Origin of the sequence: Marinobacter guineae (assembly GCF_002744735.1) — a bacterium.
In the GTDB taxonomy this organism is placed as follows: domain Bacteria; phylum Pseudomonadota; class Gammaproteobacteria; order Pseudomonadales; family Oleiphilaceae; genus Marinobacter; species Marinobacter guineae.
The window spans coordinates 816463-839987 of sequence record NZ_KZ319340.1 but is presented as its reverse complement, the minus strand read 5'-3'; the positions used below and the strand labels follow the sequence as shown (position 1 = coordinate 839987).

The 23525-nt window shown below is 57.9% G+C and carries 22 protein-coding genes and 1 riboswitch; of the genes, 2 read left to right on the top strand and 20 right to left on the bottom strand.

What is annotated here, in order from left to right; translation table 11 throughout:
- Positions 1-247: 247 nt before the first annotated feature.
- Together CLH62_RS11840 and CLH62_RS11835 are read left to right on the top strand one after the other, a co-directional pair.
- Entirely contained in the window at positions 248-1003 is a 756-nt protein-coding gene (locus CLH62_RS11840; protein WP_099618351.1) for a DUF3581 family protein, read from the top strand.
- On the top strand, positions 984-1460 hold the full coding sequence (locus CLH62_RS11835) for a peroxiredoxin (protein WP_099618350.1): 477 nt from the start codon (positions 984-986) through the stop codon (positions 1458-1460). The genes CLH62_RS11840 and CLH62_RS11835 overlap by 20 nt, the downstream gene beginning before the upstream one ends.
- A 77-nt stretch (positions 1461-1537) precedes the next feature.
- Here the strand turns inward: CLH62_RS11835 and ahpC are convergent, their stop codons facing one another.
- From ahpC to urtA, 20 genes are all read right to left on the bottom strand, one after another.
- On the bottom strand, positions 1538-2101 hold the full coding sequence (gene ahpC / locus CLH62_RS11830) for an alkyl hydroperoxide reductase subunit C (RefSeq protein WP_099618349.1): 564 nt from the start codon (positions 2099-2101) through the stop codon (positions 1538-1540).
- Between the two features lie 128 nt (positions 2102-2229).
- On the bottom strand, positions 2230-3447 hold the full coding sequence (locus CLH62_RS11825; protein WP_099618348.1) for a BCCT family transporter: 1218 nt from the start codon (positions 3445-3447) through the stop codon (positions 2230-2232).
- 209 nt (positions 3448-3656) lie between these two features.
- Positions 3657-5351, bottom strand: a complete 1695-nt coding sequence (gene betA / locus CLH62_RS11820; protein WP_099618347.1) for a choline dehydrogenase — start codon at positions 5349-5351, stop codon at positions 3657-3659.
- A 27-nt stretch (positions 5352-5378) separates the two neighbouring features.
- Entirely contained in the window at positions 5379-6848 is a 1470-nt protein-coding gene (betB, locus tag CLH62_RS11815; protein WP_099618346.1) for a betaine-aldehyde dehydrogenase, read from the bottom strand.
- 63 nt (positions 6849-6911) lie between these two features.
- Complete coding sequence (gene betI, locus CLH62_RS11810) at positions 6912-7505, bottom strand: transcriptional regulator BetI (RefSeq protein WP_099618345.1); 594 nt, start codon at positions 7503-7505, stop codon at positions 6912-6914.
- A gap of 120 nt (positions 7506-7625) precedes the next feature.
- Positions 7626-7838, bottom strand: coding sequence for an acetyltransferase (locus tag CLH62_RS11805; RefSeq protein WP_099618344.1), 213 nt, complete (start codon positions 7836-7838; stop codon positions 7626-7628).
- A gap of 94 nt (positions 7839-7932) precedes the next feature.
- Positions 7933-8508 carry a DUF6647 family protein gene (locus CLH62_RS11800; RefSeq protein ID WP_099618343.1) on the bottom strand — a complete coding sequence of 192 codons (576 nt, stop codon included), beginning with the start codon at positions 8506-8508 and terminating at the stop codon, positions 7933-7935.
- A 173-nt stretch (positions 8509-8681) separates the two neighbouring features.
- Positions 8682-8969: a hypothetical protein gene (locus tag CLH62_RS11795; protein ID WP_099618342.1), complete on the bottom strand. Its 288-nt coding sequence runs from the start codon at positions 8967-8969 to the stop codon at positions 8682-8684.
- Positions 8970-9057: 88 nt separating this feature from the next.
- Positions 9058-9987 carry a homocysteine S-methyltransferase family protein gene (locus tag CLH62_RS11790; protein ID WP_143752370.1) on the bottom strand — a complete coding sequence of 310 codons (930 nt, stop codon included), beginning with the start codon at positions 9985-9987 and terminating at the stop codon, positions 9058-9060.
- 37 nt (positions 9988-10024) lie between these two features.
- Positions 10025-11083, bottom strand: coding sequence for a ribonucleotide-diphosphate reductase subunit beta (locus CLH62_RS11785; protein ID WP_099618340.1), 1059 nt, complete (start codon positions 11081-11083; stop codon positions 10025-10027).
- A 94-nt stretch (positions 11084-11177) separates the two neighbouring features.
- A complete protein-coding gene (locus CLH62_RS11780) occupies positions 11178-13943 on the bottom strand; it encodes a ribonucleoside-diphosphate reductase subunit alpha (protein ID WP_099618339.1) in 2766 nt (921 codons plus the stop codon).
- Between the two features lie 109 nt (positions 13944-14052).
- Positions 14053-14266, bottom strand: a riboswitch (cobalamin riboswitch).
- Positions 14267-14351: 85 nt separating this feature from the next.
- Positions 14352-14705 carry an FmdB family zinc ribbon protein gene (locus CLH62_RS11775; protein ID WP_099618338.1) on the bottom strand — a complete coding sequence of 118 codons (354 nt, stop codon included), beginning with the start codon at positions 14703-14705 and terminating at the stop codon, positions 14352-14354.
- Between the two features lie 5 nt (positions 14706-14710).
- On the bottom strand, positions 14711-15943 hold the full coding sequence (fmdA, locus tag CLH62_RS11770) for a formamidase (RefSeq protein WP_099618337.1): 1233 nt from the start codon (positions 15941-15943) through the stop codon (positions 14711-14713).
- Positions 15944-16047: 104 nt separating this feature from the next.
- Positions 16048-17091 (bottom strand): AAA family ATPase, encoded by a 1044-nt coding sequence (locus CLH62_RS11765; protein WP_099618336.1) that lies wholly within the window; start codon positions 17089-17091, stop codon positions 16048-16050.
- 15 nt (positions 17092-17106) lie between these two features.
- Positions 17107-18153 (bottom strand): aliphatic amidase, encoded by a 1047-nt coding sequence (locus CLH62_RS11760; RefSeq protein WP_099618335.1) that lies wholly within the window; start codon positions 18151-18153, stop codon positions 17107-17109.
- Positions 18154-18311: 158 nt separating this feature from the next.
- Positions 18312-19001, bottom strand: a complete 690-nt coding sequence (gene urtE / locus CLH62_RS11755; protein WP_099618334.1) for an urea ABC transporter ATP-binding subunit UrtE — start codon at positions 18999-19001, stop codon at positions 18312-18314.
- A 2-nt stretch (positions 19002-19003) separates the two neighbouring features.
- Entirely contained in the window at positions 19004-19762 is a 759-nt protein-coding gene (urtD, locus tag CLH62_RS11750) for an urea ABC transporter ATP-binding protein UrtD (protein ID WP_170005792.1), read from the bottom strand.
- Positions 19762-20961, bottom strand: coding sequence for an urea ABC transporter permease subunit UrtC (gene urtC / locus CLH62_RS11745; protein ID WP_099618332.1), 1200 nt, complete (start codon positions 20959-20961; stop codon positions 19762-19764). The genes urtD and urtC overlap by 1 nt, the downstream gene beginning before the upstream one ends.
- A 9-nt stretch (positions 20962-20970) precedes the next feature.
- Complete coding sequence (gene urtB / locus CLH62_RS11740) at positions 20971-21897, bottom strand: urea ABC transporter permease subunit UrtB (protein WP_099618331.1); 927 nt, start codon at positions 21895-21897, stop codon at positions 20971-20973.
- A gap of 83 nt (positions 21898-21980) precedes the next feature.
- Positions 21981-23252 (bottom strand): urea ABC transporter substrate-binding protein, encoded by a 1272-nt coding sequence (gene urtA / locus CLH62_RS11735; protein WP_099618330.1) that lies wholly within the window; start codon positions 23250-23252, stop codon positions 21981-21983.
- Between the last annotated feature and the right edge of the window lie 273 nt (positions 23253-23525).

The window sequence follows — 23525 nt, the reverse complement described above, 5'->3', positions numbered from 1 at the left end:
TCCTTTAGATATTGAAACGAGGTATCCGAATGTGAAACGGTCGCTAAGCGAAGATGGTGCAAAGATACGGGCTGGCCAGCCAATGCTCAAATTAATTGACCCAAACTGTTTGATAGGTCCTTGCTATGCCGATTTGTCAGAGGTTCCCGGAGCTTGACCAATAGCGCATATCCACCCGAAGCCTGTACACGTATCATGTGAAAAGGACGTCGCAACATCATTCTCTGGGACCCAGAATAGGCAACGCATGTTTCTAGACCGTTTCCACTCCGTCGAGGACGGACACGTAGTCATCTCAGCCCTACAGGCCAGTCAATTCGCCAAAGAGGTCGCGGGGGACTTCAACCCTATCCACGATCCGGATGCCCGCCGCTTCTGCGTTCCCGGGGACCTGCTTTTCGCGATTATTCTGGCCCGCTTCGGGCTCTCGGAACACATGACCTTCAGATTCCGCAGTCTGCTCGGCGCAGGTGTGCCGCTGCGGTTTGTGGAAAGCGAGAGCACTATTGATGTCTGCGATGACGCAGGGAAGGTCTATATCGAAGTAATCCGCAGCGGTGCCCGGACCCGGGACGAGCAACTGATCGAGGACATTACTCTCACTTATGTGTCGGCCTCCGGCAAGAACTTCCCTCATACTCTCAAGCCTTTAATGGAGTCAAACGGGGTGATGTTCAATCCAGACCGCCCGATGGTCATGTACGAGAGCATGAGCCTGGCCCTGGACAACCTGGACCTGCCATCACCAGGCCTTGAGCTGCACAATGCGACGCTGGATGCGGCCGGAAAGCGGGGCAGCGTTCTGCTGGAGTACCAACTGACTGCAAACGGAAACACCGTCGGTGAAGTTACCAAGCGCCTTGTTCTCAGCGGTCTGCGGCCTTATTGCCCGGAAGCCATGGCCAACGTCATTGAGGAGTTCTATCGCCTCAAGGCCCGGGGCGCGAATTACTTTAATAACGACAATAGCGGAGATCAGGGCAATGCCAATTCGGCCCGGTGACACCCTGCCAGACATCGAACTCCAGGTAATGGGCGAAAATGGCCCGAAAAAGGTCCGTACCAGTGAACTGTTCGCCGGCAAAAAAGTGGTGCTGTTTGCGGTACCCGGTGCTTTCACGCCCACGTGTTCAGCGGCCCATCTGCCCGGCTTTGTGGTGAACGCCGACAAGCTGCGCGCGAAAGGCGTCGACAGCATCATCTGCACGTCAGTCAACGACACCTTCGTGATGGACGCCTGGGGCAAGGCCCACAATGCTGAAGACCTCGTCATGCTGGCCGATGGCCTGGGCGAGTTTGCCAAAGCCCTGGATCTGACCCAGGACCGGACCGCCAGCCAGATGGGCATTCGCAGCCAGCGCTACGCCATGATTGTGAACGACGTTACCGTGGAGCTTCTGAACATCGATGCCCAGGGCCTGGACCAGACCAGCGCCGAAACCATCCTCGACGCGCTCTGAGCCGCCGTTTCCCCAGACACAAAAAAACCCCGGAAAATCCGGGGTTTTTTGCTCTTGGGCGTCTCTCGGGGAGGCGCTTAGATCTTGCCAACCAGGTCCAGAGACGGAGCCAGTGTTGCTTCGCCTTCTTTCCACTTGGCCGGGCATACTTCGCCTGGGTGCTTGCGCACGTACTGAGCAGCTTTCACCTTATCCATAAGATAGTCAGCGTTACGGCCAACACCTTCAGCGCTGATTTCCACGGACTGAATAATGCCATCCGGATCGATCAGGAAGGTAGCTCGGTCTGCCAGGCCCTGGCCTTCACGCATAACACCAAAGTTGTTGGTGATGGTGCCGGTCTGGTCGCCGACCATGTAGTAGCTGATCTTGCCGATGGTCTCGGAGCTGTCGTGCCACGCCTTGTGCGTGAAGTGTGTGTCGGTGGACACGGAGAACACTTCCACGCCAAGCTTCTGCAGCTCTTCGTACTTGTCTGCAACGTCGCCCAGCTCGGTCGGGCACACGAAAGTGAAGTCGGCCGGGTAGAAGAAAAAGACAGCCCACTTACCTTTTACGTCCGCGTCACTGATCTCAACGAACTCACCGTTCTTGAAAGCAGTGGCGTTGAACGGCTTAATCTCGCTGTTAATAATACCCATTAAAGATAACTCCTTGTTGATGGATTCACAGGTTGGTGAATTGACGGTCCTCACCTTACGGATTTTGGCCGTCCGGATAAAATTGATAATACCCAAACCAAAGATAGGCTCTGCCTATATATGGGGGCCTAACTCGCAAGTTCAATCTTATGGAAGTCGAGAATATTCTCTTCCGGTGACGCTTTGATGGCAGCCACTTCCATCCGCTTCTTCGTCAGGATGTAGACAAAGCAGGCGAAATAAAGACCAATGACCAATGCCCCTACCCACTGAATCCGCAGAAAATCCAGCTGGAACAGCAGGGTCAGGCCACACATGGCCACCAGGTTGCTGAGCACATACGGCACCTGACCAAACCGCTTCGCCGTCAGGTTGAGGTTGTCGGTGTACAGCCGGATCAGGGAATCCAGCGAGTTCACAACCATCAGAACCCCCACCGTAATCATCGCAACATTAATGAAGCCGGCAATGTTCATGCCCTCTGCGTGATAGTGATAAAGAATGGTAAACCACGTACCAATAGCGATGGAAGGCACCACCAGCATGGCGATCAGCAACTGCCAGGTCCGCACACCACTGACAAAACGCGCCGTAAACTGGCCAATCATGATGCTCCAGGAGAACCACCAGAACAGGTAGAACTCATGGTAGTCATTCAGCGGCAGCATGAACTGGTGCAGGTTGGTGAAGTATTCGCCGATCAGCCCAACGGTGTTCAGGAAGTCTGACGGGCTGCCGTTCCCCATCAGGAACGCACGTCCCCACATGACCGCAATCAGAGCAATGAAGAGCACGCTCGAACCAATGCTGAGAATACGCACGTATTTGATCTTACTGCTCGAATACACAGCGAGGGCAATGGAGGCCAGCACAATCAGATAAAACGAGGGCACCACCGATTCACCGTCTCCGATTTGGGGCAGGTACCAGGGCAGGTTGACCAGCAGCAAGTAGGCCGTGAAGGCACAGGTACCGATGATCACCACGTTGTTGATGACCTTCACGAGCGGGATTTCGAAAAACTTCACTCTCGGTTCGATGATGCAGAAATAGAAGCAGGTCAGGAAATAAAAGCCCCAGATCAGGAAGGCCCAATAACCGAACTCAATCGCCAGGGGATTGGCAAAACTGTATTCCGGGTTCTCCGTGAGATTGCCATAGCCGCCGAACTCGGTGAGCGGGAACATGATCAGCCCCACGTCGAGCCCCGAGGTGAACAGAATGGCAATAAAGGTAAATGTGCGGACGGGCGTCACACCGATGCACTGCACGTCCCACCACTTGTACATAATCAGCACAATGGTGGCGAAGGTAAAGATCAGGCCTGTTGATAACCAGAGTGTCATAACGCCCTCCGGTTACTTTCTTTCATAGTAATGAACAGCATGGGTGTTCCTCCTCTACTTTTAAGCTGTTGCTCGTTCGAATCGGACACAAACCCAGGACTTGCCTATCCGGCGCCCGATAACGGCAGAACACCGCCTCGCTGATAGGGAAATCCTGAGGGCTTGCAAAACCCCGGGCGCATTGCACGCCCGGGTGGGATGACGACGCGCTATGCCAGCGCGCGCTTTGCCTGTCCCGGTCGCTGCCGCACCTGCCATTGGTCGTCCATCACCACAGGCGCATCAGACGGTTGCAGGGGCTCCCTGCCCCGAATCAGGTCGGCGGCCCGTTCGGCCACCATGATGGTGGGCGCATTCAGGTTGCCATTGGGTATGGTCGGGAAGATGGAGGAATCCACCACCCGCAATTTGCGGATGCCGTGCACCCGGGTGTCCGGGGCCACCACTGCCAGCTCGTCAGTGCCCATTTTGCAGGTGCAGGACGGGTGGTAGGCGCTCTCCACCGCCTGACGAACAAAGGCATCGATTTCCTCGTCGGTCTGAACCTCAATCCCGGGCTGGATTTCAGCACCGCGGTATTCGTCCATAGCCGGCTGGTTGATGATTTCCCGGGTCAGGCGCACACAATCCCGGAAACCTTCCCGGTCGGCTTCGTGTTCCAGATAATTGAAGCGGATGGTCGGCGCCTGCTTCGGGTCGGCCGACTGCACATGCACATAGCCCCGGCTCTTCGGCTTGTTGTGGCCAATATGCAGCTGGAAGCCATCACCGTCGAAGGCTTCCTTGCCGTCATAACGCATGGCGGCCGGCAGGAAGTGGTATTGCAGGTCCGGCCACTCGACACCGGCCTTGGACCGGATAAAGCCGCAGGACTCGAAATGGTTGGTGGCCCCCAGCCCGTCCTTACGCAGGATCCAGCGCACGCCAATCTTGAGCTTGTTCCACCAGTCCAGCTTGCCGTTCAGAGAGACGGGCTGCTTGCAGCGGTACTGGAAGTAGAATTCCAGGTGGTCCTGCAGGTTCTCGCCCACGCCCCGCAGCTCGTGCTGCACGTCAATGCCGGCATTTTCCAGCACCTCGCGTTTGCCGATGCCGGACAGCTGCAGCAGATGCGGTGAGCCAATCGAACCGGCAGACAAGATGACTTCCTCTGCGGCCTTCGCCTCGTGCACCTTGCCGCCCTGCTCGTAACGGACTCCGGTGGCGGTTTTGCCCTCCTGTTCATCCAAAAGCACCTTGTGCACCAGGGCATGGGTGACCACAGTCAGGTTCGGGCGTTCCATGGCCGGGCGCAGATAGGCGTTGGCGGTGGACCAGCGACGGCCGTTCTTGACCGTCATGTGCATGGCACCGAAACCTTCCTGCTGGGCGCCGTTGTAATCGCCGGTCTCGAAATAACCGGCATCCGAACCCGCCTTGATAAAGGCCTCATAAAGCGGGTTCTGCATGTTGTTGCCGTTGTTCACGCCCAGCGGGCCCTTGTTGCCCCGGTAGTCATCGCTACCGAAGGCCCAGGTTTCCGCCTTCTTGAAATACGGCAAGACGTTCCGATAATTCCAGCCGGTAGCACCCTCGGAATCCCATTGATCGAAATCCCGGGCATGGCCACGAACATACACCATGCCGTTGATGGACGATGAGCCGCCCAACACCTTGCCCCGGGGGCAATGCATGCGCCGGTTGTCCAGAAAAGGCTCCGGCTCGGTCTCGAACTGCCAGGCGTATTTTTTGGTGTTCATGGGAATGGACAGGGCGGTGGGCATCTGGATGAAGATGCTCTTGTCGCTGCCGCCGGTTTCCAGCAGCAGCACCCGGTGGCGCGCGTCCTCGGTGAGCCGGTTAGCCAGCACGCAACCGGCGGAACCCGCACCCACAATGATGTAGTCGTATCGGTTTTCTGTCATACGCGTTCTCCTGTGCGGCCTGCGGAATTAAAACGGGGCGTCCAGATCCTGCATTCCGATGTAAACGGACTTGATCTGGGTATAGTGAGCAATTGTCTCGCGCCCGTTTTCGCGGCCGATGCCGGAGAGCTTGTAGCCGCCAACTGGCATTTCCGCCGGGGAGGCGCCGTAGCTGTTGATCCAGCAAATGCCTGCCTGGATCTGATGAATCACCCGGTGGGCCCGGCGGATATCATTGGTAAACACGCCAGCGGCCAGACCGGTATCGGTATTGTTGGCCCGGGCAATCACCTCGTCTTCATTGGAGAACGTGAGCACGGACATCACCGGGCCGAAGATCTCTTCCTTCACGATGGTCATGTCATCGGTGCAATCGGTGAAGATGGTGGGCTCCACGAAATAGCCCCCTTTGGAATCCTCAGGCTCAAAAGCCCGGCCGCCATGGCTCAGGGTGGCACCTTCAGAAAGCCCCTTGGCGATATAATCCAGCACCAGATCCCGGTGTTTTTCGGAGATCAGGGCACCGAAGTTGGTGTTCGTATCCATCGGATCGCCCGGTTTGATGTTCTTGCGGGTGCGCTCCAGCATGCGCTCCATAAAGCGCGGGTAGAGATCCTCGTGAACAAACACCCGGGTGCCGTTGGTGCAGATCTCGCCCTGGGTATAAAAGTTGCCCACCATAGCGGCGGAGATCGCGTTCTCCAGGTCGGCATCGTCAAAGATGATCAGCGGAGACTTGCCGCCCAGCTCCATGGTGACGTCTTTGAGTGTGGAAGCCGCAGCAGCCATCACCTTCTTGCCGGTGGCCACCTCACCGGTGAACGATACTTTGGCAATCTCCGGGTGATGGGTAAGCCACTGGCCAACTTCCGCCGCGCCCTGCACCACGTTGAATACGCCCGCCGGCACACCGGCCTCAACAAAGATCTCCGCCAGCTTCACGGCCCCCATCGGGGTCTCTTCCGAGGGTTTGAAGATCATTGCGTTACCGCAGGCCAGCGCCGGAGCGGACTTCCAACAGCTGATCTGCAACGGGTAGTTCCAGGCGCCGATGCCCGCACAAATGCCCAGCGGCTCCCGGCGGGTGTAGTAGAAATCGCCGCCCAGATCCTGCTGATTGCCTTCAATGGACGGCGCCAGGCCGGCAAAGAACTCGAGAGTGTCGGCACCGGTAACCACATCCACCGCTTCCGCTTCCTGCCAGGGTTTGCCGGTGTCCCGCACTTCCACCGCGGCCAGCTCATCATTCCTCTCTCTCAGGAGCGCCACCGCCCGCAGAAGAATCCGGCTGCGGGCGATGGCGGTCATTGCCGACCATTCCGCGAACCCCGCACGGGCACTTTCAATGGCAGCCTGCTGCACAGACTCATCGGCCACTTCCACTTCGTAAATGGCCTGGCCAGTGGCGGGATTGATCACCGGGAAAGTTTCACCGGTGCGGTTGGCCAGGAAACGCCCATGCACAAAATTTTGAACAACAGGAAGATATTCAGACATAATCAGTAGGTAACCTCGGTTCGGTGTCTTCAGGCCTTGTAGGCCGTTTCAATCTGATAATGCTCAGGTTGTCGCCTGAGCCAGTGTCTCGTGGACAAATTTCTTGCAAAGCCGCTCGCCGGCCTCAAAGCTCTCCGCCGGATCCAGGCTCAGCGCGCTGCGCAGCCAGAAACCATCAATCATTGCCGCCATTTGCCGGGCGGCGGCTGTCGCCGCCTTGGGCGGGAGTGCTTGGGCAAAGGAATAACGCAGATTGCTGTACAGCCTGGCATTGTTGATCTGCTGCAAACGCTTCAGCCCGGGCTCATGCATCGAACGAGCCCAGAAGCTCAGCCAGGTTTTCGCCGCCAACGCCGAGCGCTGAAACTCGGAAAAGTTGGATTCGATGATGCAGTTCAGCCGCTGCTCGGGAGAGCGGTCGGTCCTCGCCATGCGCTCCCGCAATTCCTTACCCAACTGATCCAGCAGGTAACGCAACGCCGCTTCAATCAACCCCTGCTTGCCACCGAAGTAATGGCTGATGATGCCCGAGGACATCCCCGCCCGCTTGCTGATGCTCACAATGGTGGTGTTCTGCATTCCCAGCTCAGCGATGGAGGCCATGGTGGCTTCGATCAACTGCTGTTTGCGTGTGTCTTTTACTCCAACAATCGGCATGGTGGCTTCGCTGTTTTCCGGTTCACGTTTTATTAATTGAACGTTCAATTAACATAAAGCGTACAGAAACATTACGGCGGTTTCAAATTCGATCAAAAAAGAAGCGGAAATTTCCGGGACTTAACGCCGGCGGCGGTAATCAGGGTCCGTCCAGCACACAGGCAACGGCTCGCCGGAGGGGAATACCAACTCGGACTTGGGATACGGTTCCGGATCCTGGGCTTCCTCACCATAGTGGAGGCTACCCTGCACCGCCGTCATATGAGGATCAAACAGGGCATTGGTGTCCAGCACCTCAATCAGGTGCCCGGTGGCTTTCTCGGCAACAAACATGGCAGTCTCCCTGGGATCGGATGTGCTTCCCTAAACTTAACAGAAGACGCCGGATTCTGCCTGTTGACTCTATGGTCCGGGCCCCGATGCGACATTATCTCGGCGAGGCCTCCAGCATGCGGAGCGTTCTTTCGTCGACGCCCAGTTTCGTCATGGCATCGGTCACGTCGTTTTCCACAAGCCAAAGCAGCTGCATTCGAAGCGCCTCGGCCTCCATTACCGGCTTCTGGCGCCTGCTGGGGAGCGAAAGATTTTGCGTCTGAAAATGATGCACCAACTCATGCAGAAGATAACTGAGATCGAGGACGCTGTCGGTGTCGAAGTCGGTATTCAGATAAATGGTATTCGATCGGGCGTCGTAGGCACCTCGAATACGCGGTAGAAGATCATGGGTAAAGCCCGGAAAACACAGCTCCTGCAGACCAGCCTGGGTTTCCAGCAGAATTTCCGGCGGTGCCGGTTCCAGGTAGCTGGTATGAAGGGCTATCCATCCGCTCAGCTCACCGGCGAGCTCCTGAAGCCCGCCCTGAGGTTGCTTCCGGGATTCAGCACTCGCCAAGGTTGTGTTTACCAGCACCAGTACCAGCCAAAGGGACAGCGTTCGCACTCGGATCGCCCTGTGGCAGTCCTCGGGAGGCCGGGATCGTTCATCGTCTGTGTCCCGTGCCATGGCTGCCCCCTTCCCTGAAAGGTTGCTGGATTTCAACCGCACCCGGTAGCCAGGTCGATCAGGCACCTACGGTCGGCAAGCCTCTCGACTGGACAGGGTTCTGACTCATCATCTGGCCCTCCCTGTGTATAAAACTAGACCTTTTGACTGGAGATTTCCAACCTCTGGGGCCACTACTGTTCGAGGATGGAAACACCCTCGATTTCAGCAACGGTTTTGGCATCCGATCGCTCAATAATCTTCACCAGCGTCGATTGGATTGTCTCGTCCTCTCGAGCATCGCTTTCACTCACAAACTTTTGCTTCTGTGGTTCGGCGTTCTCTTCGAGAGTGAATGAAATAACGACGTCCGTTGCAGACTCAGCCGTCTTGCCAAAGTACTCCAGCGAAATCAGGGGATAGCCATTAAAGCCTTTCTTGACCTGCTTTTCGATACGCTTTTTTGCTTTATCCACATTCATAATTGGTTTAACCATCCCCCATAAATTGGAAAGCCTAATAGAGCCTCAAACCCACCGGAAATGGCGAAATCCAGAGTTGGCGGGTTTGTCAGCTTTTCATATTTTCTATCAGGTATTGCAGATGCTCGACACTGGTTCCACAACACCCCCCGAATATCTTCAATCCATAGAGGTTGTTGAGGGTTAACATCAGCTGCCCCCACTCAATTACATCGTCGGCCTGTAATTCATCAGCCTTTTCCAGATCACAGTGATCAAGTGATGAAGCATTGGCCTGGTAGCCGACCAATCGATTGAAAATGTCGCCCGGCTGATGTTCCGGGCACAGGAAGGACGGATGGGCACAATTAACCATATAGCCAAGAGGCGGCCGGCTGGTACCGGAATCAATAAGGTCAATTGCGGCCTCCAGACTCGAGCCATCCAGTACTCGGCCATCTCTGGAGATGACGAAACTGATAATGTACGGAACACCTGTCACCTCCATGGCTTTTGCTATACCGAGCGCTTCCTGAACATTCGGCAGCGTTTCAGCAATCAGGAAATTCACGCCTCCGCTGGTCAGCTGTTGGATTTGCCATGTGTGAAAATGCTGGGCCTCCAGAGCGGACAACCCTTCATCGGGCTGATAGCAATCGTTCTTGCATCCGATCATTCCGCCAATCTTCACAGACGCATCGCAATAACCTTGTGAGTCGCGAAGTTCTCGCATGAATGAAACCGCGTCCAAATTGACGGTATTGCTGACATCGGATTCATACACCCTGTCCCGGTTGGCTCGCCAGGTAGGTGTGCAAACGAGAATTGGTAAACGTTTACTCTGCGCCAGCCTCATGTACTCCAGGTAGATGGCGCTCATGATTTCTCTGGCAGCAGGGTCATATATCAACGGCGCATTTACCAGCGTGTCATGAAGACGTACCTCTCCAGAGCGCCGCAGCTGCTCAACGATTGCGGCTTCCATCAATATAAACGGTTTATTTTCGAGAAGTTGTTTCATATTTTGGGCTGAGGCCAATAGCACGCTCCTGTCGCTGAACTCCGGACCACTGACTCTACCATTCCAACTGCGCCCCGGTCTGATATTCAATCACCCGCGTTTCAAAGAAGTTCTTCTCCTTGCGCAGGGTCGCCTGCTCATCCAGCCACGGTGAGACGTTCTTCGCGCCGGGGAACGGCTCTTCCAGACCCACGGTTCTGGCTCTGCGATTGGCCACAAAGCGAAACTGTTCCGTGTGGTACTCCGCGGAGTAGCCAAGGATCGGATCCCGCAGGATGTAGTTGGCATAGGCACTTTCTGCGGCTTCGGATTCGTCCCACATCTCGCGCACGGCGTTCGGGTCAAAGCGGATGTTTTCCTCCTCCACGATCTGATTCACCACCTTCAAGCCGAAGGAAAAGTGCATGGCTTCGTCCCGGAGAATGTACTGGAGCTGTTCGCCGGTGCCACGCATCAGGCCCCGGCGTTGCAGAGCGAAGATGGGGCTGAAGCCGTTGTAGAACCAGGTGCCTTCGAATACCGCCGCGAAGAACAGGTAGGACATGATGAATTCCTGCAGGTCGTCCCTGTTGCGCAGGTTCATGTCCGGGCGCATGGCGGCGTCCAATCGGCGGTTGGCGATCTTGATCTTGCCGTTGATCGCAGGCACCACCCGATAGCGGTTGTAGATCTCGCTCTGGTCCAGGTTCAGGGTTTCGATGCAGTGCTGGTAGGCCCAGGTGTGCATGGCTTCTTCATACACCTGCCGGGCCTGGTAGATCTGCAACTCCGGCGCGCTCATCTTCTCCATCACCGCCAGCCCGATGTTGCGCATGGCGAGGATGTCGGAGGTGGTGAGGTAGGCCAGTACGTTTTCATAAACGTGCTTTTCCGGCGCTGTGAGCCGGTGGTGGTAATCGGATACGTCCTGGGCCATGTTCACATCGAGTGGCGTCCAGTGGTTCTTGTTGGCGTTCATGAAGTACTCCCAGGCCCAGGGGTACTTGAAGGGTGCCAGCTGGTTGATATCGGTTTCGCCGTTGACGACGCGTTTGTCGTCTACGTTGACGGGGGCCGGGGCGTCTGGATTGACGGCCTTGGTTTCGGTTTTTGGTTCGTCGTCCCAGTTCAGCATTGTTCGCTCCTTTTAATTTGATTTGCCACGGACAAAGACAAAGATGTTTTTTCGTCCGTGTGGGTCCGTGAGTGTCCGTGGCTAAAAAAGTCAGTTACTGACAGGCCTCGCAGTCCGGATTATCGATGCTGCAAACCTGCGGCTGTGGCGCGGATACGGGTGCGGTTTTTTCGGCGCCGGTGGCACCCAGGGAGCGCAGGTAATAAGTGGTTTTCAGGCCACGCTCCCAGGCCAGTTGGTACAGGGCATCCAGTTTCTTGCCGCTGGGCTCGGCCATGTACAGGTTGAGGCTCTGGGCCTGGTCGAGCCATTTCTGGCGTCGGGCGGCAGCCTCCACCAGCCATCTCGCATCGATCTCGAAGGCGGTGGCGTAGCGGGCTTTCAGCTCATTCGGAATGCGGTCAATCTGCTGCACACTGCCGTCGAAGTACTTGAGGTCGTTGACCATCACGTTATCCCAAAGGCCTTCGGCCTTGAGGTCGCGGACCAGTGAGGGGTTCACCACCGTGAACTCGCCGGAGAGGTTCGATTTCACGAACAGGTTCTGGTACGCCGGCTCGATGGACTGGGACACACCCACGATGTTGGAGATGGTGGCGGTGGGGGCGATGGCCATCACGTTGCTGTTGCGCATGCCGTTTTTCGCGATAAGTTCCCGCACCGGTGTCCAGTCCAGCCGGGCGTTGGTGTTCAGGGCCAGATCACCGTCCCTGCGATTTTCTTTCAGCAGGCTGATGGAATCGATGGGCAGGATGCCCTGATGCCACAGGGAGCCTTCATAGGTTTCATAGGCACCGCGCTCACCCGCCAGCGTGGCGGAGGCGCGGATGGCAAAGTAACTGAGTTGTTCCATGGCGACATCGGCAAACTCCACCGCTTCCGGACTGGAATACGGCAGGCCCAGCTGGTACAGCGCGTCCTGGAAGCCCATCAGGCCAAGACCCACCGGGCGATGTTTGAGGTTGGAGTTTCTGGCTTGGGGCACGGCGTAGTAGTTGATGTCGATGACGTTATCGAGCATGCGCACGGCGGTGTTTACTGTGCGTTCCAGGCGCTGCACATCCAGTTCGCCGTTGTGAATGTGGGCGGCCAGGTTCACCGAACCCAGGTTACACACGGCGATTTCATCGGCGCTGGTGTTCAGGGTGATCTCGGTACACAGGTTGGAGCTGTGCACCACGCCCCGGTGCTGCTGGGGAGAGCGCAGGTTGCAGGCATCCTTGAAGGTGATCCAGGGGTGGCCGGTCTCGAACAGCACGGTGAGCATTTTACGCCAGAGCTGCTTGGCGGGAATCTTCTTGAACAGTTTGATCCTGCCCTGCGCCGCCAGCGCTTCGTAATGCTCGTAGCGTTCCCGGAAGGCATTACCGTAGAGATCGTGCAAGTCCGGCGCGTCGCTTGGGGAGAGCAGGGTCCAGTCTTTGTCTTCGCGCATGCGTTCGATCAGCAGATCCGGCACCCAGTTGGCGGTGTTCATGTCGTGGGTGCGGCGGCGTTCGTCGCCGGTGTTCTTGCGCAGTTCCAGGAATTCCTCGATGTCCAGGTGCCAGCTTTCCAGATAGGCGCAAACCGCGCCCTTGCGTTTACCGCCCTGATTCACCGCCACGGCGGTGTCGTTGACCACCTTCAGGAATGGCACCACGCCCTGGCTCTGGCCGTTGGTGCCCTTGATGTGGGATCCGAGCGCCCGCACCGGGGTCCAGTCGTTGCCCAGGCCACCGGCCCATTTCGAAAGCATGGCGTTGTCGCGGATGGCACCGTAGATGTTCTCCAGGTCGTCGCCGACCGTCGTCAGGTAGCAGGACGACAGCTGGGAATGACGGGTACCGCTGTTGAACAGCGTGGGTGTGCTGGCCATGTAATCAAAACTGGACAGCAGGTTGTAGAATTCGATCGCCCTCGCATTCGGGTCATCTTCCCGAAGGGCCAGGCCCATGGCGACGCGCATGAAGAACACTTGCGGCAGCTCCAGGCGCACGCCGTTCCAGTGCAGGAAGTAGCGGTCGTACAGGGTTTGCAGGCCCAGGAAACCAAACTGCAGATCCTGTTCGGACTTGATGGCGGCCCCCAGGCGCTCCAGATCGAAGGCGGCCAGGGCTTCATCCAGCAACTCGTAGCGGATACCGGCGTGGATGAATTTTGCCAGCGCCTGCGGATAAACCTCCGCCAGCGGCAGCTCCCGGGGCAGGCCCAGAGCATCCACGTTCTCCAGACGCAGCTGCTCCAGCAGCAGGCGGGCAGTGACGGCGCTGTAGTCAGGCTCCCGTTCAATGCGGCCGCGGGCGGTCATCACCAGGGCGGAAAGTACGTCGTCCTCGGCGATGCCGTCATAAAGGTTGGTCAGGGCGTCATCCACCAGGGAATCACAGTCGATACCTTCAAGCCCGGTCGCCGCCTGTTCCACCTGAAGCTTCATCAGGCCCAGATCCAGGGGCGCGATGTCACCGTTGGCTTTTTTCACCGTCAGGTGTGGATGGGCTTCCACGGGCGCGTTCAAGGCCCTCTCTCGGGCATGTTCTTCCCGGTACAGCACGTACGCGCGAGCAACTTTCTGTTCCTCTGCCCGCATCAGGGCCAGTTCCACCTGGTCCTGGATGTCTTCGATATGGACCTTGCCGCCAGCTTTCAGGCGACGGCTGATGGCCTGGACCACCTGTTCGGTGATCCGGTGCACAGCATCGTTGATGCGGGCGGACCCGGCGGCCTTGTCGCCTTCCACGGCGAGGAAAGCCTTGGTGACGGCAACACTGATCTTGGACGGATCAAAACCAACGAGGGTGCCGTTGCGTTTGATGACCTGTAGGGATGCGGTTTGAGACTGTGAGGCAGGCTGGGGTTCAGCCAGGGCAGAGGCAGACATGTGAGTTCTCCTGAATACGCGTTGATTCCTTTCACCTTCGCGTAGGCAGAGAGTCGGAGCGGTCTCATCACAGGTCCGACCTACGACTCTGCTCACCTTATACGCGAAGGTGCAGTGATATTCCCTGGCAGGTCTTCGGACTCAGGGGCGTGAATCTCTCGATTCGGCCTTGCGTGGCGACTTCCCGGTTTGCGCCAGTGTCTTGATGCCCCGCTTGTTCCCCAATACCGCTGCGCGTCAGTTCCGGAGTCTCACCGGATTCCCGATACCAAGATGCTCAAAAAAACAACATCTGGTGTTTGACCAAGGATGAAAACACTATATACACGATATTCAGGAGGGACAAGGCGGGGCAATAAAAAAGGCCCCCTAAGGAGCCAAACACGTGACCGACTCAATATCGGTTGATTAGTGGCTGATCATCCAGGGTCGCATGGAAGGGAACATTTTGTTCCCGTCGGCGGTGTAGAACAGCATGGACTTGCCGGGTTTTAGAGAACCACAACCGCAGCTGCGGCTGTGCTCCTTGTCGTGTGCTCTCCGATCCGCGGTAGAAAACACGGGCTCGTGGCGAGAGCGTTCATTTCTCTCTTCGGCCGCGCGTTTCGCCGGGTCCATGCCCGCAATGTGCGATGGCAGCATGATCACTCGCGGCGACAGCGACTTGCAGGTCGGACACTCCGCCGGCTTGGCTGCATCGTCCATGGTTGCCAGGGTATTGAACAGGCCGTGCTCCCGGCACTTGTAGTCGTACACAGGCATGGCGCTTACTCCTTGTCTTTCGACAGCGGCACATCCATGCCCCCACTGACTTTCTTCTGGGGACCATCCGCCGACGGGTTGATGTCGAAATCAAAGATGCCCGTTGGCAGCCAGAGCGTGGCGCAGGCGTTGGGGATGTCCACCACCCCACTGATGTGGCCTTCCACCGGTGCACAGCCGAGAATCGCATAGGCCTGGGCCTTGGTGTAACCGAACTTGGTCATGTATTCGATGGCGTTCAGGCAGGCCTGGCGATAGGCCACGTGCACGTCCAGATAATGCTGGCCGCCGTCTTCATCCACCGAGATGCCTTCAAAGATGACGTAATCATCGTAACGGGGCTTGATCGGGCTGGGCTTGAACACCGGGTTCTTGATGCCGTACTTCTTCACGCCGTCTTTGATCAGATTCACCCGCAGGTGAATCCAGCCGGCCATTTCGATGGCGCCACAGAAGGTGATTTCACCGTCGCCCTGGCTGAAGTGCAGGTCGCCAACAGAGAGGCCGGCACCGTCCACGTACACCGGGAAGTACACCTTGGAGCCACGGGAAAGGTCTTTGATGTCACAGTTACCGCCGTGCTCACGGGGCGGAACCGTACGGGCTGCTTCGGCACCGGCGGCCTTGGCGGCCTCACCGGTCATTTTCCCCATGTGAGCGGTTGAACCGTCTGGCAGGGTTGCCAATTCCGGTACGCGCTCGGGATCCGTCGCGACCAGTCCGGCCTCACGCTTGTTCCAGGTGTCCAGCAGCTCTTTGGACGGCAAACACCCGATCAGGCCCGGGTGAATCAGGCCGGCAAATTCCACGTTGGGGATGTGGCGGGACTTGGTAAACATGCCGTTGAAGTCCCAGATGGATTTCTGAGCTTCAGGGAAGTGTTCGGTCAGGAAGCCACCGCCGTTCTGCTTTGAGAAGAAGCCGTTAAAGCCCCACTGGCTCTCTTCGAAGGTGCCGATGTCGAGGATGTCCACTTCCAGCAGGTCGCCGGGCTCCGCGCCTTCCACGCCAATCGGGCCAGACAGGAAGTGCACCTGGCTGAGATCCACGTCGCGCACGTCGTCGGCGTTGTCATCGTTCTTGATCTGTCCGCCCGTCCAGTCGTAGCACTCCACGATGAAATCATCGCCCGGCTTGACGGTCGCCACCAGAGGGATGTCCGGGTGCCAGCGGTTGTGAATTTTGTCGTTCTCGTAGGCCGACTTGTTCAGATCGATCTTGATAATGGTTTCAGCCATAGCGGAGGCTCCTTGGAATTATTGGCTTGCACGTTTAGGTAACAGCTTCACTATCCGAAATCCGGCGCCGGGGAGGTATTCGCGAAATGCCCCCGGTGCCTACGTCATTCGACGTATTGGTGCACGGTCACTTCTCTGTTTTCCAAGCTGGCTTCAAACCGCTGGCAGTCCGGATGCGCCAGCAACGCCCTGGCAACGGCCGGTTCCAGGCGCTGCCGGAACGCCCGCAGCATTTCCCGGGCGCCATAGCGGGCGTCGTAGCCTCGGCACAGCTCTGCGCGCAGCTCCGGCGACAACGACAGCTCCGCGTGCTTTTTGGCCAGCCGGCGGTTAAGGCCCGCCAGCTCGATGTCCAGCAGGGCCTCCAGCCAGTTCTCGGTGAGGCGATTGAAGGTGAGGATCTGGTCAATACGGTTAAGGAATTCCGGATCGAAATGCCGGCGCAGGGCGGTATCCCTTATGGCTTCGGCCTTTCCGGGGGAGAACCCGAGCCAGCGTCGCCAGCCGCTTTGATAAGTCTGTTCGTGCGCCTCGGCATCCAGCGCCCCGGCGTTGCTGGTCATAAAGATCAGGGTGTTGCGGAAGTCGATCTCCCGATTGCCGGAGGGGAACACCAGCCGGCCGGTATCCAGCACATTCAGCAGGGTGCGGACCACTTCCTTGCTGGCTTTCTCGATTTCATCAAACAGCACTATGCCGGGCTTGCTGAACGAGCCCTGCACCTTGTCCAGATCGAACAGGCTGTGGCCTTCCTTGCTGCCGACATAGCCCGGCGGTGCGCCGGTGAGTGCTGCGGCGTAATGCTCTTGGGCCAGGGTGTTCATGTCGATGCGGCACAGGCCATCGCGGTTGCCGTGGATGGCTTCGGCGATCAGGCGCACGGTTTCGGTTTTACCCACCCCGGTGGGGCCAAGGAACAGGTGCACCGCCAGCGGCCGGTTTTCTTCACCGATATCGGCTTTCACCCGCACCAGCATGGATTCCATGGCCGCGAGGGCCTCATCCTGGCCCACAATCTTGTCCCGCAGGCGGGCCATCACGGCTTCGGGCTCGAAGCGGAACCGGGAAGCACGAACCGGGCCTGAGGCGGCCCGGTCCTTCTCAATGGATTCCCGGTTGGCTTCCAGCCGTTCGTTGATAAACGGCATCAACGCCTCCCGGGCTTAAGCCCCTGCGGATTTTTCCTTGCCATCGAACGGCAGTTCCCCCACCGGGCACTCGGCGGTGCCCACGGTTTTGCGGGTCATGGCTTCCACGTTTTCCTGCGCCTTCTGCGCGTCCATCACCCAGGTGCGATAGAACTCAAACGGGCAGTCAGCCACACCCTTGTCGCCGTCACCAGATGCATGCACGCCGGTGTAACCGCGGTGCAGCAGCTTGAACAGGTGGTTCTGGGACTGGTCGTTGGCACGAGCATCGCGGATCTGGCTAACCGAAAGCTGGGCGTACTGTATGCCCATGTCTTCCTCACCACATTCTCCGAGGGTTCGGCCATCAAAACCAATGATTGCGGAATGCCCGAAGTAGGAATAGACACCGTCAAAGCCAGAGGCGTTGGCCACTGCCACATAGCAGTTGTTGGCCCAAGCCATGCTCTTGGCCATCATCACCTGTTGTTCCTTGGCCGGGTACATGTAGCCCTGGCAGCGCACGATCAACTCCGCCCCCTTCATGGCGCAGTCGCGCCAGATCTCCGGGTAGTTGCCATCGTCACAGATGATCAGGCTGATCTTCATGCCCTTGGGGCCTTCGGTCACGTAGGTGGTGTCTCCGGGGTACCAGCCTTCGATCGGGCACCAGGGAATGCACTTGCGGTACTTCTGGACAATCTCGCCTTCGTTGTTGATCAGAACCAACGTGTTGTATGGCGCCTTTTTGGGGTGGTCTTCATGGCGCTCGCCGGTCAGTGAAAACACACCCCAGGTATTGGCTTCACGGCAGGCGGCGGCGAAGATCGCGGTTTCGTCCCCCGGAATGGTGGCAGCTGTCTCCATCATTTCGTCGTTGTCGTACATGATGCCCATGGTGCTGTATTCCGGAAACACCACCAGATCCATACCCGGCAGGCCCACTTTCATGCCCTTTATCATCTCGGCAATCTTGCGGGCGTTATCAAGCACATCGTCTTTGCTGTGCAAGCGGGGCATCTTGTAGTTCACCACCGCCACGCCAACGGTATCGTTACTGCTGGAAATATCACCGTGTCTCATAAGTTACTCTCCCGAAAATCTTACTCAGAATTTTGGGCCGATGGGGCGGGGCACTTCTTCCGAAACCGTATGCGGCAGGGATGCCGCATCCGAGACTACATGGATGTATTCACGGCGTGTTTCGGAAGAAGTGCCCCGCCGCAGCGGCTTGCACCAAACTAAACGGCCAGATAGCTGGCAATCTTGTCCTGGTCCGCGTCGGCCCGGTTCTCTTCATGCACGATGGCGCCCTTCTCGATCACCAGAATCCGGTCCGCCGCGTCCATCACAAAGCTCAGCACCTGCTCCGACACCACAATCGACAGCCCGCGCTCATCGCGAATCTTCCGCAACGTCTTGGCGATCTCTTTGATGATGTTGGGCTGGATGCCTTCGGTGGGTTCGTCCAGCAGCAGCACCTTGGGCCGAGTGGCCAGGGCCCGGGCGATGGCCAGCTGTTGCTGCTGGCCGCCGGATAGGTTGCCGCCGCGCCGGCTCTGCATTTCCTTGAGCACCGGGAACAGCTCGTACAGATCCTCGGGCACCTTCTTCTCGCCCACCGCCGCCAAGGCCGTCTCGATGTTTTCCCGCACCGTCAGGGTGGGAAAAATCATCCGCCCCTGGGGCACAAAACCGATCCCGGCACGAACCCGCTGGAAGCTCTTGAGGTTGGAGATATTGGTGCCGTCGAGGCTGACTTCTCCGCCCCTGGTCGGCGTCATCCCCACCAGGGATTTCATCAGCGTGGTCTTGCCCATGCCGTTACGACCCACCACGGCGACAATCTCGTTTTTCTCCACATCGAGGTTCAGGTCCTCGATGATGGTGCTCTGGCCATAGGCCACCGAATGATTTTTGACGCTCAGCATGATCAGTGCCCCAGGTAGACTTCGATGACTTTCGGGTCCGCCTTCACGTGCTCGATGGACCCTTCAGATAGAACCTTGCCCTGATGCATGACCGTGACCCGGTCGGCGATGTCGCCGACAAACTGCATGTCATGCTCGATCACCAGAACCGTATGGTCCTTGGTGATCACCTTGAGCAGCTCGGCGGTTTTCTTCCGCTCCGTGACCGACATACCGGCCACCGGCTCGTCCAGCATCAGCAAATCCGGCTTCTGGATCAGCAGCATGCCGATCTCCAGCCACTGCTTCTGGCCGTGGCTGAGCGAGGCCGCCGGCTCGTTCAGGGCGTCGGTGAGGAAGATGGTTTCCGCCACCTCTTCCACGGCTTCAATGACCACCTTGTCGCGCTTGAAGGCCAGCGCCCCCATCACGCTGTGAGCCTTTGGGTAAGACACTTCGAGGTTTTCGAACACGGTCAGGTCCTCAAACACCGACGGGGTCTGGAATTTACGGCCCACGCCCGAATGAACGATCTGGTGTTCCTTGAGTCTGGTCAGCTCCTTGCCGGCAAACTTGATGGACCCGGCGGTGGCTTTGGTCTTGCCACAGATCAGGTCCAGTACCGTGGTTTTACCGGCGCCGTTGGGGCCGATGATGACCCGGATCTCCTTGGGATCGAGGTAGAAGGACAGGTCATCCACGGCCTTGAAGCCATCGAAGGATACGGTCAGGCCCTCGACCGCCAGCAGGAAATCACGGCTCTTGCTCTTGGCTGCGCTCATCACGATTTCTCCGGGCTGTAGGAATCGATCATCGGATCGTAATCATCGGTCTTCTTCGCGACCGGCTTGGTGGCTTCAGGTTCAGCGGCGGCTACGGCTTCAACCTTCTTGCGCTTGAAGATCTTGTCTTCCAGGGGCATCACGTAGGTCTGGTAAAGACCGGCCATACCATTCGGGAAGGCCAGTACCACGCCGATGAACAGGGCGCCCATGGCGAAGGGCCAGAGTTCCGGGAAGGATTCCGAAAACCCGCTCTTGGCCGCATTGACCAGCAGCGCACCGTAGACGGCACCGAGGATGGACAACCGGCCGCCCAGGGCACAGAAAATGACCATTTCGATGGAGCCGACGATGCCGATGAACGAAGGCGACATGAAGCCAACAATCAGGGTGAACATGGCGCCACCGACACCGGCAAACGCGGCGGCCAGGCAGAACACGAAGATCTTGAATGCGGCCACGTCATAACCGGAGAAACGTACCCGGGTTTCCTGAGCGTTCATGGCCACCAGGATGCGGCCCAGTTTGCTGTTCTGGACAAAGCGCGCCACAAACAGGACCAGGAACAGCATGCCGACGCAGACGAAGTAAAGGATGTTCCGGGCTTCGTCGGTTCGAATGTCCCAGCCCTTCAGGGTCTGCAGGTCGGTAATGCCGTTGACGCCACCGGTGAAGCCCTGCTGCCCGATGATCAGGATGGTCAGGACGGCGGCGATGGCCTGGGTGATGATGGCGAAATACACGCCACCGACCCGCCGGGTGAACATGGCGAGTCCGATGACGAAGGCCAGCAACACCGGCACACCGATCACCGCCAACAGGGTGAACGAGAAGCTGTGGAACGGTTCCCAGAACCAGGGCAGCTCGGTGAGCTGGTTCCAGTCCATGAAGTCCGGAATACCGGGGGTGGACTGGATGGCGGTGGCCTCCGGTGTGGAAGCCTCCAGTTTCAGGAACATGGCCATGCAGTAGCCACCGAGGCCAAAGAACACGCCCTGTCCAAGACTGAGGATGCCGGCCTTACCCCAGCACATCACCAGCCCAATCGCGACGAAGGCGTAGGTCAGGTACTTGCCCACCATGTTCAGGCGGAACGGATCCAGGATCAGTGGCAGAATGACGACCAGCAGCGCCGCCAGTCCCAGGTAATACAGTCCCTCGCGGGAGACAAACCATTTCATTGGGGATGAAGTTTTCATCACAATCTCCTAACGACGGACCTTGAGGGCCATGAGTCCTTCCGGACGCAGCATCAGAATGCCGATGACGAACAGCAGGGTGAGTACCTTGGCCATGGAACCACTGAGGAAAAACTCCATGGTGGACTGGGCCTGGGAGATGCCGAAGGCAGACACAATGGTGCCAATCAGGCTCTGCGCGCCGCCAAACACCACCACCAGGAAGGTATCGACGATGTAGGCCTGGCCGGAGGACGGGCCCGTTGACCCGATCATGGTGAACGCAGCGCCCGCGACACCGGCGATGCCACACCCGAGGGCAAAGGTGGCCCGGTCGATACCCGCACTGTTGATACCCACCGCTTCGGCCATGGGGCGGTTCTGCACCACGGCGCGTACTTTCTTGCCGTAGCCGGAGCGGTACATGAGGAGGTAGAGCCCAACGGCAATAGAAAGGGCAATAATCATGACGAACAGGCCGTTAATCGGCAGTTCCACCAAGTCCGTCACCTGGAAGGCGCCCAGCATCCACTCAGGCAGTTCGACACCCACTTCCCGGGCGCCAAAGATGGAACGATAGGCCTGCTGCATGATCAGGCTCAGGCCCCAGGTCGCCAGCAGGGTATCGAGCGGTCGATGATAGAGGTGGCGTATCATGAGCCACTCAACGAGCGCCCCTAAGGCGGCGCAGACCAGGAAAGCCAGGATCATGGCGACAAAGAAGTAGCCTCCAAAAAGCCCCGGCAAATAAGACTGGAAAAAACCCGAAGTCAGGTAGGTTGTGTAGGCGCCGAGGATCATGAACTCCCCGTGAGCCATATTGATCACGCCCATCTGACCAAAGATGATCGTCAGGCCCAGAGCCATCAGTACGAACACTGAAAACAGGGAGAGCCCGGCAAACCCCTGCATGGCAAATATCGACATCAATTCACTGCTGGTGTAGCCATCAAACATGACCCTATCTCCCGTTCAAACCAACCTGCTTCGCGTTGTAACGACAATGGACGCCGGCGCCCGGGGGCGCCGGCTATCCGGACTTACTGGTAACCTTCCGGGAAAGGATCAGGCTCCATCAGCTCTTCGGTCTCGAAGACAACCTTGTACTGGCCGTCAGTCTGGGCCTGGCCGATACGGGTCTTGGACCACAGGTGATGGTTCTCGTGGATGCGCACGTAACCTTCGGGTGCCTTCTTGAACTCGATGCCGGCGAACTCTTCGCGGATCTTGTCAATGTCGAAGGAGCCGGCTTTTTCAACCGCTGCTTTCCACAACCATGGGCCGAGGTAAGCCGCCTGGGTCACGTCGCCGATGACCATGTCATCGCCGTAGGCTTCTTTGAAGGCCGCAACAAACTCTTTGTTGTTGGCATTTTCGAGGCTCTGGAAGTACTTCATTGACGCGTAGATGCCGTCTACGTTCTCACCCCCGATACCGCGGATTTCGTCCTCGGTCACCGAGATGGTCAGCAGCAATGGCTTTTCGTCGGTGAAGTCGATACCGGCCGCTTTCATCTGCTTGTAGAAGGCCACGTTGGAGCCGCCGACTACCGAGGCAAAGATCACGTCCGGCTTCTTCAGCTTGATCTTGTTGATCACCGAGTTGAACTGGGTGTGGCCCAGCGGGTAGTACTCCTCACCGGAAACCTTCAGGCCCAGCTTGTCTTCGATGTGCTTGCGGGCAATCTTGTTGGAAGTACGGGGCCAGATGTAGTCCGATCCGAGCAGATAGAAGCTTTTCGCGCCTTTGGTTTCTGCCGCCCAGTTAAGGCTGGCAAGGATCTGCTGAGTCGCTTCCTGGCCGGTGTAAACCACGTTCGGAGACTGCTCAAGGCCCTCATAGAAAGTCGGGTAATAGAGCATACCGTTGTACTGCTCCATGACCGGCAGTACCGCTTTACGGGACGCTGAAGTCCAGGCGCCGAAAATGGCGGCTACATTGTCCTGGCGCAGCAGCTTGCGGGATTTTTCCGCAAACGTTGGCCAGTCACTGGCGCCGTCTTCCTGGACAAAATCAATCTGGCGGCCGAGTACGCCGCCGGAAGCGTTGATCTGATCAATGGCAAGTTTTTCCGCCTGCACCGAGCCGATCTCACTGATTGCCATGGTGCCGGTAATGGAGTGCAGGATGCCGACCGTGACGGTGTCGTCAGTAACAGCCAGTCCGGTGGTGTTGACCTCAGCCGTGCTCGGCGTCGCCGCTTGCGCGGATGTAGCCAGCATGACGGACGCCGCCAGTGTCATCAGGCTCTTTCGAAACCCTAATCCCTTGCTGAACGACCGCCCGCTGGCGGCTATATCTGTCGTATCCATGGTGAATCCTCGCAGTGTTTGAAAGCCGGTACCGCGCTTCCTTTCGAAAGCACAGCGCCCACGTCAATCATTCTGCTCGGACCCCTCATGGGTGCCCATTCGCCAATCACCCCAGCGCACTACGTCATTTGACGCATTCCGGTCGCCGGCCACACAGGCTAAAACGCAGGTACACGACAAAAATGAGACTGCTTCTTCTGGCGCACCAGGCTATGGCACGGAACTTGATATCACTTTCAGTTCCGGTGCGCCGAACCACAAAACCGCACTAAA

What these genes read in the sequence shown, in the direction of transcription:
- CLH62_RS11840 (WP_099618351.1), top strand. Translation starts at nt 248, where the DNA reads ATGTTTCTAGACCGTTTCCACTCCGTCGAGGACGGACACGTAGTCATC.
- CLH62_RS11835 (WP_099618350.1), top strand. Translation starts at nt 984, where the DNA reads ATGCCAATTCGGCCCGGTGACACCCTGCCAGACATCGAACTCCAGGTA.
- ahpC (WP_099618349.1), bottom strand. Translation starts at nt 2,101, where the DNA reads ATGGGTATTATTAACAGCGAGATTAAGCCGTTCAACGCCACTGCTTTC.
- CLH62_RS11825 (WP_099618348.1), bottom strand. Translation starts at nt 3,447, where the DNA reads ATGACACTCTGGTTATCAACAGGCCTGATCTTTACCTTCGCCACCATT.
- betA (WP_099618347.1), bottom strand. Translation starts at nt 5,351, where the DNA reads ATGACAGAAAACCGATACGACTACATCATTGTGGGTGCGGGTTCCGCC.
- betB (WP_099618346.1), bottom strand. Translation starts at nt 6,848, where the DNA reads ATGTCTGAATATCTTCCTGTTGTTCAAAATTTTGTGCATGGGCGTTTC.
- betI (WP_099618345.1), bottom strand. Translation starts at nt 7,505, where the DNA reads ATGCCGATTGTTGGAGTAAAAGACACACGCAAACAGCAGTTGATCGAA.
- CLH62_RS11805 (WP_099618344.1), bottom strand. Translation starts at nt 7,838, where the DNA reads ATGTTTGTTGCCGAGAAAGCCACCGGGCACCTGATTGAGGTGCTGGAC.
- CLH62_RS11800 (WP_099618343.1), bottom strand. Translation starts at nt 8,508, where the DNA reads ATGGCACGGGACACAGACGATGAACGATCCCGGCCTCCCGAGGACTGC.
- CLH62_RS11795 (WP_099618342.1), bottom strand. Translation starts at nt 8,969, where the DNA reads ATGAATGTGGATAAAGCAAAAAAGCGTATCGAAAAGCAGGTCAAGAAA.
- CLH62_RS11785 (WP_099618340.1), bottom strand. Translation starts at nt 11,083, where the DNA reads ATGCTGAACTGGGACGACGAACCAAAAACCGAAACCAAGGCCGTCAAT.
- CLH62_RS11780 (WP_099618339.1), bottom strand. Translation starts at nt 13,943, where the DNA reads ATGTCTGCCTCTGCCCTGGCTGAACCCCAGCCTGCCTCACAGTCTCAA.
- CLH62_RS11775 (WP_099618338.1), bottom strand. Translation starts at nt 14,705, where the DNA reads ATGCCTGTGTACGACTACAAGTGCCGGGAGCACGGCCTGTTCAATACC.
- fmdA (WP_099618337.1), bottom strand. Translation starts at nt 15,943, where the DNA reads ATGGCTGAAACCATTATCAAGATCGATCTGAACAAGTCGGCCTACGAG.
- CLH62_RS11765 (WP_099618336.1), bottom strand. Translation starts at nt 17,091, where the DNA reads ATGCCGTTTATCAACGAACGGCTGGAAGCCAACCGGGAATCCATTGAG.
- CLH62_RS11760 (WP_099618335.1), bottom strand. Translation starts at nt 18,153, where the DNA reads ATGAGACACGGTGATATTTCCAGCAGTAACGATACCGTTGGCGTGGCG.
- urtE (WP_099618334.1), bottom strand. Translation starts at nt 19,001, where the DNA reads ATGCTGAGCGTCAAAAATCATTCGGTGGCCTATGGCCAGAGCACCATC.
- urtD (WP_170005792.1), bottom strand. Translation starts at nt 19,762, where the DNA reads ATGAGCGCAGCCAAGAGCAAGAGCCGTGATTTCCTGCTGGCGGTCGAG.
- urtC (WP_099618332.1), bottom strand. Translation starts at nt 20,961, where the DNA reads ATGAAAACTTCATCCCCAATGAAATGGTTTGTCTCCCGCGAGGGACTG.
- urtB (WP_099618331.1), bottom strand. Translation starts at nt 21,897, where the DNA reads ATGTTTGATGGCTACACCAGCAGTGAATTGATGTCGATATTTGCCATG.
- urtA (WP_099618330.1), bottom strand. Translation starts at nt 23,252, where the DNA reads ATGGATACGACAGATATAGCCGCCAGCGGGCGGTCGTTCAGCAAGGGA.